Here is a 14,234-nt window from a genome sequence, read left to right on the forward strand (position 1 = left end):
CGCCCCTGATCCATCTCTGGGGAGTTGTGCGCGAGTTGTTCGCCGCAGACAGCCAAGTAAGAACATCGCAAGCGAAGTTGGTCGGCAACCCGGCGGAGTTGGCAGCTGTCATGGGGTCAGGGCCAGTTCCGAACTGATCGTGTCCCACAGCGCGTCGAACCACAGGCGGGACTGTTCCACGAACGCCGCGTCCCGCCGCCCGGTCCGCTGCCCGAACGCGAACAGCACGGACCGGGTGCCGTCGGCGTCGTACATCTCCACGGGCTCGTGCTCGATCTCCCGCTCGCGGCGCCCCAGCGTGTAGTACGCGAACAGCGCCTCCGAGCCGTTGAGCAGATACAGCTTCACCGGTGGGGTGAAGGGCAGCGCCCGGAAGGAGATGCGCACGTCGATGCCGTGGGTGGCGCGCAGGGCCAGCAGGTTCTGCCGCAGCACCAGGCCCTGGGCGTTGCGCTGGGACAGCCAGCGCCGGTGCAGCCGGCCGCCGTCGTCGGCGTCCACCGGTGCCGGGAAGGCGAGGTCGATGTTCCGGCTGGGCAGCAGCAGCCGGAGGTCGATCTTGGCCGGTTCCAGCTGTCCCGCGTGGATCTGCCGCAGCGGCTCCCCGATCGCCATGGTCAGCGAGACGGCGGTCAGGCACAGCGCGTCGATCCGCACGTGCGGGGCGGCGAAGGCGCCGGCGATCCGCGGCGCGAGGGCCACCATGGTGGGCTGCGGCGGTGCCGCCGGGCCGGCCGGGGAACGCGCGGACCCCGGGTCCGCCGCCACGGTGGCGGGGCTGCCCTTGGAAACGTCGGTCAGCAGATGCTCCGACTGGAGGATGCGCAGCGCCTGCCGTACGGCCCCGCGTTCGACCCCGAACTCGTCGGCCAGCCTCGCCTGGGTGGGCATGCGCTCGCCCGGGCGCAGCACGCCGGACCTGATCCGGTGGCGCAGTTCGTCGGCGATCTCGCGGTGGGACGGGCGGTGCCGCTGGGGCCTCGTCCGCCCACTGGCCAAGGCGTGCTCCGGGTCCACCCCTGAACCGTACAACTTCTCGCCAACTTCGGGCAGTTCGCCGGTAGCTGGTTATGAGCCGCTTCCCGGCGGAGATAAGTACAGTGAAGTTGGCAGCCAACTTGCCCGACCTGGTCGAGCTTCCCAGTGGTTGGCCGCCCGGGTTCCCTCCCGGAGGGGAGCCGGGAGCCCGGACCGGGGACGGCCACCGGAGCGCACAGTCACAACTGAACATCCCGCACAGCCACAACTGAACACCTGCATCGCACAGCCACAACTGAACAGCACGCTACGGATGAACAGTCAGCGCCGCCGGAAGAGGGGAGCCGCCGCGACGGGTCCGGGCAGCGCAGCCGCCCGGACGGGCACACCAGGGCGCCGGCCACCGGACGGCGCCCTCTCGCCCGCCCGGCGCGCACCCCGGACGCCCGCCGGACGGCACCGGCGCGTGCCGATGGCGGGCCCTGCGCGCGCCGATCGCGGGCCGGGCGGCGTGCCGTCAGATCAGCAGGTCGTCGACCTGGGCCTCGCCCACCCGGTAGCGGCGCGTGATCTCTCCGCTGCAATCGTCGGCCGTGTGCTGGAGCCGCTGGCGGCGCCGGGAGACCTCCTGCTCGTAGCAGACCAGCCGGCCCATGGCGGCGGCGAGTTCGGGATCCGTACGGGCCGTCAGGTCGGACAGCTCGACCTCGCCGAGCATCTCGGCGGCCAGCTGCCGGTACTCCTCGTTGTGCGGGGTGCCGAGCGTGACATGGCGGGCCGAGGAGCGCTGCCGGGCCGGGGCGTCCTGGAGGATCTCCGGGAGCCGGTCGACCATCGAGCCGTCCACGGGCGCCGGCACCGACGTCCGGCCCCGCCGGCCCAGCTCCGCGCGCAGGATGTCGATCCGGCCCTGCAACAGCCGCCGCACGTAGCTGAGGTCCGCCTCGTCGCGCTGGGCGTCGCGGCGCAGGGCGCGGAGTTCGGGCAGGCTCAGCCGGGCCAGCTCGTGCGGCTGGGAGCACCCCGCGCCCGGGAGGCCCGGGCGGGACTCGGGGCCCGTGGTGTCGTCGGCGCGCTGTGCGGGCGGCCGGCACGCCTTCTGTGTCCCCAGCCGCCCGCTGGTACTCGGTGTGCTCATCAGGTGGTGACCGTCCCCTCGCCCGGCGTGTGACAGCATCGTGCCACCCCAACCGGCCACTATGTGACCGAGTGCCCTCGAACAGCCCCAGATGGGCGGTAACAGAACCAAATTGGGCCCGCCGCGGCCCGCCCACGACTCCCGCGACCCCCGCGGCCCCCCGCGGCCGGGCGTGCGGCACCGGGCATGATGGTCCGCATGCGTGCGGTGGTGCAGAGAGTGGACGGCGCGAGCGTCGTCGTGGACGGCGAGACGGTGGGCGCGATCGAGGGCGAGGGGCTGTGCGTCCTGGTCGGGGTGACCCACGAGGACACCCCCGAGAAGGCGGCTCAGCTGGCCCGCAAGCTGTGGACGCTGCGGATGCTGCACGACGAGCGGTCGTGCAGCGACACCGCCGCCCCGCTGCTGGTGATCAGCCAGTTCACCCTCTACGGCGACGCCCGCAAGGGCCGCCGGCCCACCTGGAACGCGGCGGCCCCGGGCGAGGCCGCCGAGCCCCTGGTGGACGAGGTGGTGGCCCGGCTGCGGGCGCTGGGCGCGACGGTGGCGACGGGCCGTTTCGGCGCGCGGATGCGCGTGTCGCTGACGAACGACGGCCCGTTCACCGTACTGCTGGAGATCTAGGACGCCGGGAGACCCCGGGCCACCGCCGAGGAGACTCGGGACGCCGGGGACCCCACGGGACCAGGGCCGCCCGGCGCTCCGGTCCTAGGGCGCCACGACGACCTCCTGGGCGGCGGCCGTGTCCCCGGCCAGGAGCCGCGCGTCGAGCGGGACGTTCCGCTTGACCAGGGCCAGGGCCACGGGTCCCAGTTCGTGGTGGCGTACGGACGTGGTGACGAACCCGATCTTCCGGCCGTCGGGCTCCTCGTCGGCCAGCCGCAGCTCCGTGCCCGCCGGCGGCAGGTGGACCTCGCTGCCGTCCAGGTGCAGGAAGACCAGCCGCCGGGGCGGCTTGCCCAGGTTGTGCACCCGGGCCACGGTCTCCTGCCCCCGGTAGCAGCCCTTCTGGAGGTGGACGGCCGTGTCGATCCAGCCCAGCTCATGCGGAATGGTGCGGTGGTCGGTCTCGAAGCCGAGCCGGGGCCGGTGGTGCTCCACGCGCAGCGCCTCGTGGGCGAGGATCCCGGCGGCCGGTCCGTGCCCGGCGGCGAAGTCCTCCAGCGCGGCGCGCGGCAGGAACAGGTCACGGCCGTACGGCGTCTCGCGGACGACCACGTCCGCGGGCGGCTCGGTGATCGAGCCGGCGGGCAGGTGCACCACGGCGATGTCCGCGGTCCGGTCGGCGACCTCCACCCGGTAGAAGAACTTCATCGACTCCAGGTACGCGATCAGCGCTTCCTGGGTGCCGGGTTCCACGTGTGCCCAGACGGTCGTGCCGTCGTCCACCAGGTACAGCGCGTGTTCGATGTGTCCGTGCGCGGAGAGGATCAGGGCCTCGGTGGCCTCGCCCGCGGGCAGGTCGCTGACGTGCTGGGTGAGCAGCAGGTGCAGCCAGCTCAGCCGGTCCTCGCCGCTGACGGTGACGACACCGCGGTGCGAGAGATCGACGAAGCCGGTGCCGTCGGCGAGGGCGCGCTGTTCACGGAACAGGTCGCCGTAGTGGGCGGCGACGCCTTCGTCCACGCCCTCGGCGGGGACGGCGCCGGGCAGGGACAGCAGGGGGCTCTTCATACCGCAAGCCTACGACGAGGTAGTTGAGCCCTTCAGGGAGCAGTCCTGGCACCGGCCGAAGATCGCGAAGTGCTTCAGGTCGGTGTCGAACCCGAACTGCTCGCGCAGCTTGGCCGTGAACTCCGCGGCCACCCCGGTGTCCGCCTCGATGACGTTCTCGCAGTCCCGGCACACCAGGTGCAGATGGTGGTGGCGGTCGGCGAGGTGGTACGTCGGCGCGCCGTGGCCGAGGTGGGCGTGGCTGACCAGGCCCAGCTCCTCCAGCAGCTCCAGCGTGCGGTAGACGGTGGAGATGTTGACCCCCGACGCCGTCTTCCTCACTTCCACGAGGATGTCGTCGGGGGTCGCGTGTTCGAGGGTGTCCACGGCTTCGAGGACAAGCTGGCGCTGCGGCGTCAGCCGGTAGCCGCGCTGCCTGAGGTCGCTCTTCCAGTCGGTGCTCACCACACTGGAAGTCTAGGACCACCCGCCGGTGGGTCCGGGGCGACCGGCGGGCAGTGGGCGCCGCCCGCCTACTTGAAGAAGGCGATGCCGTCGTCCGGGAGGTCGTCCGGCAGGGCCTTAGCCCAGCGCTCGACGTCGTCCGGAGTGACGACCTTCTTCAGCTGCGCGGACATGTAGGGGCGCAGCGGGACCTCGGGGGTCTGCTTCTCGCCGACCCACATCAGGTCGCCCTTCACGTACCCGTACAGCCGCTTGCCGCCGCTGTACGGCTGCGAGGCGGCCGTGCGGGCGACGGCGTCCGTCACCAGGTCGATCTGGGGCTTCTTGTCGGCCAGCTCGCCGTACCAGATCTCGATGACGCCGTCGTCGCGGGTCATCGTCACCTCGACCTTGCGGTCGGCGTCGATCCGCCAGAAGCCGTACTCGGACTCCAGCGGGCGGATCTTGTTGCCGTCGCCGTCCAGCACCCAGGTGTGGGAGCGGTACTCGAGGAAGTCCCGGCCGTCGTGGGTGAAGGCGACCTCCTGCCCGAAGTTGCACTTCTCCGAGCCGGGGAAGTCGTACACGCCCGCACCGGCCCAGTTGCCGAGCAGGAAAACGAGCGGGACGAGGTCCTTGTGCAGGTCGGACGGGATCTCGATCATGAGCGACAGCTTTCCTTGGGGTGGGTCAGCGCTGGCCCTGGTACAGCTTCTTCACGGTCAGACCGGCGAAGGCCAGCACGCCGACGCAGACCAGGACGAGCAGGATTTCGTAGAAGAGTTCCACGGGTGCTCCTTGAGCGAAGGTGGACGGACGACAGAGCCGCAGACCAGCTTACGCGGCCCGGACCCCGCCCTCCCGACGAGGTCTGCTCAGGTGAGCAGCTCGGTCTGGAGGGTCACGGTCTGCCGGAACGGGACGGCGTCCGCCCCACCCTTGCGGGCCTGGGTGATGATCGCGACGGTGTCCCCGGCCGCGAGGTACGCCTGCCGGACCTGCTCGGCGCCGTACGGTTTCATCTCCGCGTACGGCACGAGCGTGACCTCGCCCCCCATCTGCGCCTTGGCCGGGAAGGTGACGTCCAGTTCGTCGTGGTCGGTGCCGCGCACCAGGTAGGCGGGCTCCGCGGCGCGGACCAGGTGATCGTTCAGCAGGTCGTCGGCGACGACGGCGCTGTCGAACTGCAGCAGCTCGATCCGGGTGCGGGTGCCGTCCGGGGTGGTCCAGCCGCGGGCCGCGATGTGCCGCAGGCCGTAGTCGGTGAGAGTCTGGCCCAGCTCCCGGCGGTTGTCCGCGCCGGTGTACGGGGCGAGGAAGTCCTTCGTCGTCTGCCATCCGCCCGCGCCGCGCGGTGCCGGGTCCGGCGTGGCCCCCTCGGGTGCGGGCAGCAGCAGGGCACGCAGGTCGGCGTAGTGCGTGCCGGTCCGGTTCGCCGCCGCGAGCGGTCCCGGGCTGCCGGCCGGCAGCGGCGGCCTGACCAGATCGGGGTAGTCCCAGCGCCCGTCGGAGAGGGTGGCGAGGCCCGGCAGGTCCGTCCGGTCCGCCCGGGTGATCCCGTACGCCGTCCCGGACGCGACCAGGGCGCACACGGCGACGCCGGCCGTCCACCGCAGCACGCCCCGCACCAGCCCGCGGCCCTCCTGCGGGCCGGGGCCGGGGCCGGGGAGACGCGGGGCACTCCCGGGCAACGCCGGCACACCCGCCGCCGCAGGGCCGGCCTCCGGCTCCACGCCCGGTCGGGCCTCCGGCTCCACGCCCCGCTGGGCCGCAGGGCCGACGCCCGGTCGCTCCGCCTGTGTCCGCTCGGTCATACGGCCTTCCCCGGGTCCTTGATGCGGTCGAGCTGGGCGGCGACCATGTCGGCCACCCCCTTCTGGTCCAGCGGCCCGGCCGCGGTCGCGGTGGCGGTGACCAGGACGTCTCCGACGTACCCGGAACACACCATCATGTCGAGCTCGTCGGTCCAGCCGGCTGGCGGCAGGAAGCACCCGGCGTCGTCGTGTCCCTCGACGGCCGGCCCCTTGCGGAGGTTCTTCATCGCCGCCAGGAACTCCCGCTGCCCGGCCGTCGAGGAGCGCGCGGTCCGCCGGTCCATGCGGGTCAGCACGATCTCCAGGGTGAACACCCGCCCGGAGGCGCCCTCCGCGTCGGTCGTCCGCGGGGCGCTCAGGTAGCTGCGCATCGCCATGCCCTTGATCGGGTTCCGGTCGATCTGGCGTTCCAGCAGCAGCCGTTGGGAACGGGGCAGCGCCGCCAGCGACCGCTTGCGCAGGGCGGTGGCCTGCCGGCCGGACAGCTCGGTGTCGGAGCCGAACTCGGCCACGTCCGGGCCGCGCCCGTACCGGTCCTCGCCGTAGGGCAGCAGCAGGCCGCTCAGCCCGGTCGCCGCGGGCTTGCCCGGCCGGCCCTCGGAGGGCTCGGGCAGGTGCCAGGTGGCGGCGCCCGGGGCGAGGCGGGCGTAGTACACGGTGACCGCGGTGACGCTGACCGCCGCGACCACGCCGAGCAGCAGCGCGGTGGCACCGGCCACGAGCGCGGGACGACGCCGGAAGCGGCGGGGGCGGCCGGGTCCGTCCGGTACGGCAGCGTCGGCGGGGTCCTCCGGGGCCGTGGCGGGCGCGGGTGTCCCCGGCGGGACCGGCTGTGCTTCGTGCTCGGTGCTTCCGTTCGTCACAGCCGCTCCATCTGCCGCTTCGCCAGGTCCACGATCGTCTTCTTCGGGACCGGGTGGGTGTCGTACATGTAGATCTCCATGGCGATGTCCCCGCGCCACGCGTGCGCCTCCGCCGTGTACACGCTCCCGCCGAACGCGGTCTCGGGCGTGCGCCGCGCGTAGGCCGTGCCGTCGCCCGTGCCGGGGATCGCCCAGCTGTCGGCGCCGCCCCCCTCCGCGGCGGAGATGTAGTCGCCCTTGGCGGCGTCACGGGCGCCGAACGTGTCCTCCTGCCGGTACTGGAACAGGTGGATCACGACCGTGCGGTCGCCGTCCTCACGCCAGCCGGCGGTCGCGGCGCGGCGGAACTCCTGGCTGAGCTGCCAGCCGTAGGCGTTCGCGGGGCTGTTGTAGGACGCGGCGACCTGGAGCAGTTCGAGCCAGCCGTCCCGGTCCCCGCCGTACGGGGTCTCGCGCGCGCCCGCCGGCTTCTTCAACAGGAGTCGGCGCAGGTCGCCGTCGGTCCTGACCTTGTGGTCCTGGGCGGCGGACAGCGGTTCCGGCGCGGGTCCCCGGGCTTGGGTGAGCGTCGGCTGGGACAGCGGGGGCAGCGGGGTGGGTGCGCGGCCGGCCTGGACGAGGTAGCCGGCGCAGGTGCCGGCGATCAGGCCGAGCAGGGCGGCACCGGCCAGGAACACCGGCGTACGGCCCCGCCGCCGCGCCGGCCGCGCGCCGGCCGCCCCGGTACCGGCGGCCCCCGGCTCGGCCGGGCCGGTGATCTCCGGCTCGGGACCGGTCGTCTCGGACACTTCCACGGATCTCCCCCCAGGGAACGAAAATCGCGGCTTCCTCGTCCGCGCACGCATCGGAGACTGATGGCATGCGCATGCAGTTGTGGGCAAGCGCATTACGATTCGGTCATGGCGAAAAAGCTCGTGATCAAGGTGACGGCCGGGGCGGACGCCCCCGAGCGCTGCTCGCAGGCGTTCACGGTGGCCGCGGTGGCCGTGGCCAGCGGCGTCGAGGTCTCCCTGTGGCTGACCGGGGAGTCGTCCTGGTTCGCGCTGCCGGGCCGGGCCGCGGAGTTCGAACTGCCGCACGCGGCACCGCTGCCGGACCTCATCGACTCGGTCCTCGCGGCCGGGCGGGTCACGCTGTGCACGCAGTGCGCCGCCCGCCGGGAGATCACGGAGAAGGACGTCGTCGAGGGCGTGCGGATCGCGGGCGCGCAGGTGTTCGTGCAGGAGGCGCTGGCCGACGACACCCAGGCGCTCGTGTACTGAGCCCCACGGCCGCTCGTGTACCGGGCCCCTCGACCGGCGTCAGGGGCGCGGGCCTTTCCGGCCGTCCAGTTCGTCCCACCAGTCGTCGGACTCCGGGTCCCCGGACGGGTCGTCCCACCAGCGGTCCTCCGGGCCGCGGCGGTTGGCGACCATCGCCGCGACGGGCGGGATGACCATGGCCACGACGCACATGCCGACGGCCGCCGGCACGGACCACATGCGCACGACCCCCCACGCCAGGACGAAGAGGCCGATGCAGATCCCCATCATGGCGAAGTACAGGTGCCGCCGCCGGGCGTACATGCTTCCAGGGTAGGGCCGGACGGCCCTGTCACAACTGATCGACAATGCCCGTCCCCCCGGCACCCGCGGGGTTACCGTGGCGTAGACGTACGCATCCCGACCACCGTCACCGACCCGGGGGACCCACCACATGCGCGCCCTGCGAATACTGCTGATCCTCGTCGTGATCCTGGGCGGGCTGTTCGTGATCGCGGACCGGGTCGCCGTGCACTTCGCGGAGGGCAAGGCCGCGGACAGACTGAAGACGACGGAGAACCTGGCGTCCACCCCGCACGTGGACATCAAGGGCTTCCCGTTCCTCACCCAGGTGGCGGGCGGCTCCCTCGATGACGTCGAGGTCGGCATCGACGACTACCGGGCGGCGACGGGCAAGGCCGGCAGGACCATCCGTGTGGACGACCTGAAGGCCCACATGAAGGGCGTGGAGTTCTCCGGCGACTACAGCTCCGCCGTCGCGGACAGCGCGACCGGGACCGCGACGGTCTCGTACGCCGAGCTGCTGAAGACCGCCAAGTCCGAGCCGACCGAGGTGGCGCCCGGGGTCACCGCCCGGATCGTCGGGCTCTCCGACGGCGGCAACGGGAAGATCAAGGTCGCGGTGGAGGGAACCGTCGCGTCCCTGGGGCTGACGCAGACGGTGTCCGTGCTCAGCTCGGTGGCCGTGGTGAACGACAGGGTCGAGGTGCACGCGGACTCCCTGCCCAAGCTGGGACCCGCCACCCTCGTCGAGAGCCGCGTCCGCGAGATCACCGACTTCCAGCAGGCCATCGACCAGCTGCCCGGCGGCATCAAGCTGGACAAGGTGCAGGCCGCGTCCGACGGCGTGAGGATCAGCGTGAAGGGTTCGGGCGTGAGGCTGGCGGGGTAGTCGAGCAGCGTCGCGGGCCCGGACCGCCGGTGGACACCGATTGTCCGACTGGCGAGACGGTCCCGCTCGCAGCGTAGGCGCGGTGGTCCGCGTGAGCGCCCGGAGGTCCCCGGAGGACCCCCGGGCGCTTTTCATATCCCGCCATTCGGACGATCGCGTCTCGCCATGTGACACGCCGGTGACATGCCCGCCCGTACGTCCCTACGATCGTCGTCATGAGGCGACAGGCGGATCTCACGAAGCGGCGGGCAGTGGACCTGTGCCGCGTTGCCGCCATGCTCTGTCGCCCCTTCTGAGCGGGAGCCCTGCTCCCGCATCTCACCGCCCTGTCGTCAGGGCATTCGTGCGCCGCTCGGGCACCGAGCGCGCGCCCCTCGTTACTTCGCACGCCCCGCCGTAACTGCCCCGGAGGAGAAAGAGCATGAGCCGCAGCGACGTCCTGGTCGACGCCGACTGGCTCCAGGAGCACCTGGACGACCCGACCATCGCGATCGTCGAGGTGGACGAGGACACGTCCGCCTACGAGAAGAACCACATCCGCAACGCGATCCGCATCGACTGGACCAAGGACCTCCAGGACCCGGTCCGCCGTGACTTCGTCGACCAGGAGGGCTTCGAGAAGCTCCTGTCGGAGAAGGGCATCGCCAACGACCACACGGTGATCCTCTACGGCGGCAACAACAACTGGTTCGCGTCGTACGCCTACTGGTACTTCAAGCTGTACGGCCACGAGAACGTCAAGCTCCTCGACGGCGGCCGCAAGAAGTGGGAGTTGGACGCCCGCGAGCTGGTCGCCGGTGACGAGGTTCCCGAGCGTCCGAAGACCGACTACACCGCCCAGCCGCAGAACAAGGCGATCCGCGCCTTCCGGGACGACGTCGTCGCCGCGATCGGCGCGCAGAACCTGGTCGACGTCCGCTCGCCCGACGAGTTCTCCGGCAAGCTGCTCGCCCCGGCGCACCTGCCGCAGGAGCAGTCGCAGCGCCCGGGTCACGTGCCGAGCGCCAAGAACATCCCGTGGTCGAAGAACGCCAACGACGACGGCACGTTCAAGTCGGACGAGGACCTGAAGGCCCTCTACGTCGCGGAGGACGTCGACCTGGCCAAGGACACGATCGCCTACTGCCGCATCGGTGAGCGCTCGGCCCTGACCTGGTTCGTGCTGCACGAGCTGCTCGGCGTGGAGAACGTCAAGAACTACGACGGCTCCTGGACCGAGTACGGCTCCCTCGTCGGCGTGCCGATCGAACTCGGCTCCGGCAAGTAACCCATTTCCGACCGACCTTCCCGGTCAGACCCCTTACGGAGAGACAGTATGTGTGGAGCGAAGGCCGGCGGCCCGGACGCCTCGACCATCAAGCCCGGTGAGACCACGATCCAGGGCCACGTGACCCGCGACGGCGAGCCCGTGGTCGGTTACGTCCGACTGCTCGACTCGACCGGCGAGTTCACCGCCGAGGTTCCCACCTCCGCGACCGGCCAGTTCCGCTTCTACGCGGCCGAGGGCACGTGGACCGTCCGGGCGCTGGTCCCGGGCGGCACGGCCGACCGCACGGTCGTCGCCCAGCACGGCGGCCTGGCCGAGGTCGCGATCGCGGTCTGAGCTGCCCGAGGGCAGACTCACCGACGGCTGAGGGCCGCATCCCCTGGGTTGGACGCCAGTGGGGGGTGCGGCCTTTCGGCTGTCCCCTGACCGTCCGTCAGCCCCGCGTCCGGACGGTCGCGAGAACCACGGTCACGAGCAACGCGGCGGCGCAGAGCGCGGTGAGCACGCCGCTCACCGCCGCGCCGTCGACCACCCGCCGGACCCGACGCCCGGACCGGTGCACGTACGGCCGGGCCACGGGCGGCCGGGAGACGGGCGGCCTGGGCGCGGGTGGCCGGGAGACGGGCGGCCTGGGCGCCGGGCGGAACGGCGGCAGGGCGTAGGCCGGCCACGAGACCGTCCCGTCCCGAGGCGAGCGCTCCCCCCACCGCCCGCACTCCTCGTACGGCAGCCCCTCCGTCACCGTCATGCCCGGTGCTCCTGTCGCTGGTGCTGGCGCAGCAGCACATTGGCGTCGGTCTCGGCGCTGCGGTCGTACGCCGTCCGCACGTCCTCCCGTCGCGCCACCAGCTCCGCGCAGGCGGCACAGCCGGGGACGGGGCGCGGCGGCCGGCTGACGTCGTCCAGCGGCGGAGGCAGCGAAGGCAGTGCCCCCGTGCGGCGGTTGGCGGCCCGGACACACGCACCGAGCCGCTCGCGGTCCGTGGCCGGACGCAGCGTCGCCGGGTCGGCCTCCCACTCCACCCCACCGCCGACGGGGCGCAGCAACGCGTACGGGCCGGCCCGGTCGCGGTACTCGCCGACCTTGTCGGTGGCCGGGTCGTAGAGGAGACGTCCCGGCTCGTGGGGCTCCGACGTCGTTGTCATCGCGGCCTGCTCCTTTCCATGAACGCCTGAGCGCAGCGCATACGTAGGACTACCCTGCGTGTTCGGAATGTCTACGAGCATGGCCCACGAAAAGCGCGTTCGGGCTGCTGAGAGGCCCAAATTCAACGCTGGGCCCGCCAAATTCAACAAATTCGACAGGAGCGCGATGCCACAACGGCTGGTGATCACGGGACGGAGCCAGGAACCGAGGACGCGGTTCACCGAGGAGCTGCGGCGCCTGCGCGGCGAACGCGGCCTGTCCCTGCGGGACCTCGCCAAGGAGGTGAGCTGGGACTCGTCCCAGTTCAGCAAGATGGAGAGCGGTCAGACCCTGGGCGGTCCCGAGGTCGTACAGGCACTGGACCAGTACTACGGCACCCCGGGGCTGCTGGTGACCCTGTGGGAACTGGCGGTCGCCGACCCGACGCAGTTCAGGGAGCAGTATCGGCGGTACATGGTTTTGGAGTCGGAGGCGATCAGCCTGTGGCACTACGCGGTGAGCGCGCCGCCCGGTCTTTTGCAGACGGCCGGATACGCGCGTGAGGCGCTAGCAGCAGGCGGCCTCAGAGGATCAGAGCTGGACCAGCAGGTCGAGGCGCGTGTAGGGCGACGCATGCTGCTGGAAGGTGACGACGCCCCGCCGTTCCGCGTCATCCTCTCCGAAGCGGTGCTGCGGACTCCGCTGCGTGACGCGAGGGCCTGGCGGGAACAGATGGAGTACCTGGCAGAGGCGTCGGAGCGACCGAATATCACGCTTCACGTACTGCCCTTCGGCGCCGGCCCTCATGGCTTGATGAACACCGCTGTGAAGTTCCTGCGACTGCTGGACGGCCGTACCGTTGCCTACACCGAGAACGATGTACGCGGCGAACTGATCGAGGAAAACAGCGAGGTTGAGCATTTGCAGCGCACTTATGATGCAGTGCGCGACCTGTCGCTGTACCCGGCCGAGTCGCAGACGTTCATCCTGCGGATGTTGGAGGAGCCTTGCGAGTCATCGACCTGAGCGGAGCGACGTGGCGCAAGAGCAGCCGCAGTAACACGACGGGCGGCGACTGCGTCGAAGTCTCCGACGACTTCCTGGGCGCTGACTGGCGCAAGAGCAGCTACAGCAACTCGGACGGCGGCCAGTGCCTGGAGGTAGCCGACAACCTCCCCTCCGTCGTCCCCGTCCGGGACAGCAAGGCCCCCGCCCGTGGGGCCCTCGTCTTCCGGGCGAGCACCTGGGTGGCCTTCGTGTCCGGGATCAAGCACGAGAGCCCGCTCGGATGATCCGACCGTTCCGGGTCTCGATCCCGGAGAGCGAGCTGGACGATCTGAGGTACCGCCTCGACCGGACCCGCTGGCCGGACGAACTGCCGGGCGTCGGCTGGTCCTACGGTGTTCCGCGTGACTACCTGCGGGAACTCGCGCACTACTGGCGGCATGAGTACGACTGGCGGGCCGCGGAGGCCCGCCTGAACCGGTGGCCGCAGTTCACGACCACCATCGACGGCGCGAACATCCACTTCGCGCACATCCGCTCGCCGGAGCCGGACGCCACGCCCCTGATCATCACGCACGGCTGGCCGGGGTCCATCGTCGAGTTCGAGCGGATCGCCGGCCCGCTCACCGACCCCCGGGCGCACGGCGCCGACCCCGCGGACGCCTTCCATCTGGTCCTGCCGAGCATCCCCGGCTTCGGGTTCTCCGGCCCCACCCGCGAAAGGGGCTGGGAGTACCGCCGTGTCGCGGCCGCGTTCGCCGAGTTGATGCGCCGCCTGGACCACCCCCGTTACGGGGCTCAGGGCGGCGACTGGGGCGCGGCCGTCTCCCGCGAACTGGGGCGCATCCGCCCCGACCACGTCATCGGCGTCCATCTGAACCTGATCCCGGGCGCCGGGGCCACGGCCGAGCCGACGGAGGCGGAACTCGCCGCCCTCGACCCCGCCGAACGCGAGCGCACCCGGGCCTCCTGGGAGCGGATGCGGGCGTGGAGCCGGGACCAGCAGGGTTATGCGGACATCCAGTCCACGCGTCCGCAGACCCTCGCCTACGCGCTCTCCGACTCACCCGTCGGCCAGCTCGCCTGGATCGCCGAGAAGTTCAAGGAGTGGACGGACTCGGTCGACCGGCCGGAGGACGCCGTCGACCGTGACCATCTCCTGACCAACGTGATGCTGTACTGGCTGACCGGGACCGCCGGTTCGGCCGGGCGCATCTACTACGAGCGTGCCCACGCGGCCTACCGGGGAGATCCGCCCGAGCCCTCGACCACGCCTACCGCGTTCGCCGCCTTCCCCCAGGAGAACTTCATCGCCCTGCGCCACATCGCCGAACGCACCGACAACATCGTCCGCTGGACGGAGTTCGACCGGGGAGGGCACTTCGCCGCGATGGAGCAGCCGGACCTGCTCGTCGGCGACATCCGGGCCTTCTTCCGCGGCCTGCGCGACGCGACCGCGTCCTGAGCGGACGAACACCGGCCGCACCGCCTGACGGCGCGGGGAGCCGTGTGA

Annotated in this window: 20 protein-coding genes; 9 read left to right on the forward strand and 11 right to left on the reverse strand. The window is 71.7% G+C overall.

The genetic code is table 11. The annotated features are described in order from the left end of the window. Nucleotides 1–108: 108 nt before the first annotated feature. Nucleotides 109–1,017 (reverse strand): winged helix-turn-helix domain-containing protein, encoded by a 909-nt coding sequence (locus AB0F03_RS07275; protein WP_361987378.1) that lies wholly within the window; start codon nt 1,015–1,017, stop codon nt 109–111. A 478-nt stretch (nt 1,018–1,495) separates the two neighbouring features. Next, nucleotides 1,496–2,116: an aerial mycelium formation protein gene (locus tag AB0F03_RS07280; protein ID WP_361987380.1), complete on the reverse strand. Its 621-nt coding sequence runs from the start codon at nt 2,114–2,116 to the stop codon at nt 1,496–1,498. Nucleotides 2,117–2,314: 198 nt separating this feature from the next. Here AB0F03_RS07280 and dtd point away from each other — a divergent pair, with 198 nt between their 5' ends. Beyond that, a complete protein-coding gene (gene dtd, locus AB0F03_RS07285) occupies nt 2,315–2,740 on the forward strand; it encodes a D-aminoacyl-tRNA deacylase (protein ID WP_361987382.1) in 426 nt (141 codons plus the stop codon). An 84-nt stretch (nt 2,741–2,824) separates the two neighbouring features. On the opposite strand, the gene AB0F03_RS07290 is transcribed toward dtd, so the two are convergent. From AB0F03_RS07290 to AB0F03_RS07315, 6 genes are all read right to left on the reverse strand, one after another. Further along, a complete protein-coding gene (locus tag AB0F03_RS07290; RefSeq protein ID WP_361987384.1) occupies nt 2,825–3,790 on the reverse strand; it encodes a folate-binding protein in 966 nt (321 codons plus the stop codon). A 9-nt stretch (nt 3,791–3,799) separates the two neighbouring features. Next, complete coding sequence (locus AB0F03_RS07295; RefSeq protein WP_361987385.1) at nt 3,800–4,237, reverse strand: transcriptional repressor; 438 nt, start codon at nt 4,235–4,237, stop codon at nt 3,800–3,802. A 65-nt stretch (nt 4,238–4,302) separates the two neighbouring features. Further along, complete coding sequence (locus AB0F03_RS07300) at nt 4,303–4,878, reverse strand: FABP family protein (RefSeq protein WP_361987387.1); 576 nt, start codon at nt 4,876–4,878, stop codon at nt 4,303–4,305. A gap of 210 nt (nt 4,879–5,088) precedes the next feature. Then, a complete protein-coding gene (locus AB0F03_RS07305) occupies nt 5,089–6,027 on the reverse strand; it encodes a hypothetical protein (RefSeq protein WP_361987389.1) in 939 nt (312 codons plus the stop codon). Next, nucleotides 6,024–6,890 (reverse strand): hypothetical protein, encoded by an 867-nt coding sequence (locus AB0F03_RS07310; RefSeq protein ID WP_361987391.1) that lies wholly within the window; start codon nt 6,888–6,890, stop codon nt 6,024–6,026. The genes AB0F03_RS07305 and AB0F03_RS07310 overlap by 4 nt, the downstream gene beginning before the upstream one ends. Further along, the gene (locus AB0F03_RS07315; protein ID WP_361987393.1) at nt 6,887–7,678 is read right to left on the reverse strand and encodes a hypothetical protein; all 792 of its coding nucleotides are present in this window, start codon (nt 7,676–7,678) and stop codon (nt 6,887–6,889) included. The genes AB0F03_RS07310 and AB0F03_RS07315 overlap by 4 nt, the downstream gene beginning before the upstream one ends. A 111-nt stretch (nt 7,679–7,789) precedes the next feature. Here AB0F03_RS07315 and AB0F03_RS07320 point away from each other — a divergent pair, with 111 nt between their 5' ends. Further along, nucleotides 7,790–8,152: a DsrE family protein gene (locus AB0F03_RS07320; protein WP_111583976.1), complete on the forward strand. Its 363-nt coding sequence runs from the start codon at nt 7,790–7,792 to the stop codon at nt 8,150–8,152. Between the two features lie 39 nt (nt 8,153–8,191). Here the strand turns inward: AB0F03_RS07320 and AB0F03_RS07325 are convergent, their stop codons facing one another. Next, nucleotides 8,192–8,455, reverse strand: coding sequence for a DUF3099 domain-containing protein (locus AB0F03_RS07325; protein ID WP_361987394.1), 264 nt, complete (start codon nt 8,453–8,455; stop codon nt 8,192–8,194). Nucleotides 8,456–8,585: 130 nt separating this feature from the next. On the opposite strand from AB0F03_RS07325, the gene AB0F03_RS07330 reads away from it, so the two are divergent. The 4 genes from AB0F03_RS07330 to AB0F03_RS07345 all read left to right on the forward strand — a co-directional run bounded on the left by AB0F03_RS07330 (nt 8,586) and on the right by AB0F03_RS07345 (nt 10,926). Then, nucleotides 8,586–9,323, forward strand: coding sequence for a DUF2993 domain-containing protein (locus AB0F03_RS07330; RefSeq protein WP_361987396.1), 738 nt, complete (start codon nt 8,586–8,588; stop codon nt 9,321–9,323). Nucleotides 9,324–9,538: 215 nt separating this feature from the next. Next, a complete protein-coding gene (locus tag AB0F03_RS07335) occupies nt 9,539–9,619 on the forward strand; it encodes an Ms5788A family Cys-rich leader peptide (protein WP_351055874.1) in 81 nt (26 codons plus the stop codon). Between the two features lie 125 nt (nt 9,620–9,744). After that, a complete protein-coding gene (locus AB0F03_RS07340) occupies nt 9,745–10,590 on the forward strand; it encodes a sulfurtransferase (RefSeq protein ID WP_361987398.1) in 846 nt (281 codons plus the stop codon). Nucleotides 10,591–10,638: 48 nt separating this feature from the next. Further along, nucleotides 10,639–10,926 (forward strand): DUF1416 domain-containing protein, encoded by a 288-nt coding sequence (locus AB0F03_RS07345; RefSeq protein ID WP_356818050.1) that lies wholly within the window; start codon nt 10,639–10,641, stop codon nt 10,924–10,926. Nucleotides 10,927–11,023: 97 nt separating this feature from the next. Here the strand turns inward: AB0F03_RS07345 and AB0F03_RS07350 are convergent, their stop codons facing one another. Then, the gene (locus AB0F03_RS07350; protein ID WP_361987400.1) at nt 11,024–11,338 is read right to left on the reverse strand and encodes a hypothetical protein; all 315 of its coding nucleotides are present in this window, start codon (nt 11,336–11,338) and stop codon (nt 11,024–11,026) included. Beyond that, the gene (locus AB0F03_RS07355; protein WP_361987402.1) at nt 11,335–11,736 is read right to left on the reverse strand and encodes a hypothetical protein; all 402 of its coding nucleotides are present in this window, start codon (nt 11,734–11,736) and stop codon (nt 11,335–11,337) included. Before AB0F03_RS07355 ends, AB0F03_RS07350 begins: the two co-directional genes overlap by 4 nt. A gap of 166 nt (nt 11,737–11,902) precedes the next feature. On the opposite strand from AB0F03_RS07355, the gene AB0F03_RS07360 reads away from it, so the two are divergent. The 3 genes from AB0F03_RS07360 to AB0F03_RS07370 are packed head-to-tail and all read left to right on the forward strand — an operon-like array spanning nt 11,903 to nt 14,186. Beyond that, nucleotides 11,903–12,742, forward strand: a complete 840-nt coding sequence (locus AB0F03_RS07360) for a helix-turn-helix transcriptional regulator (protein ID WP_361987529.1) — start codon at nt 11,903–11,905, stop codon at nt 12,740–12,742. Continuing rightward, nucleotides 12,724–13,008 (forward strand): DUF397 domain-containing protein, encoded by a 285-nt coding sequence (locus AB0F03_RS07365; protein ID WP_361987404.1) that lies wholly within the window; start codon nt 12,724–12,726, stop codon nt 13,006–13,008. The genes AB0F03_RS07360 and AB0F03_RS07365 overlap by 19 nt, the downstream gene beginning before the upstream one ends. Continuing rightward, nucleotides 13,005–14,186 (forward strand): epoxide hydrolase family protein, encoded by a 1,182-nt coding sequence (locus AB0F03_RS07370; RefSeq protein ID WP_361987405.1) that lies wholly within the window; start codon nt 13,005–13,007, stop codon nt 14,184–14,186. The genes AB0F03_RS07365 and AB0F03_RS07370 overlap by 4 nt, the downstream gene beginning before the upstream one ends. Nucleotides 14,187–14,234: the final 48 nt, after the last annotated feature.

The organism is Streptomyces sp. NPDC028722 (assembly GCF_040637655.1).
GTDB lineage: Bacteria > Actinomycetota > Actinomycetes > Streptomycetales > Streptomycetaceae > Streptomyces.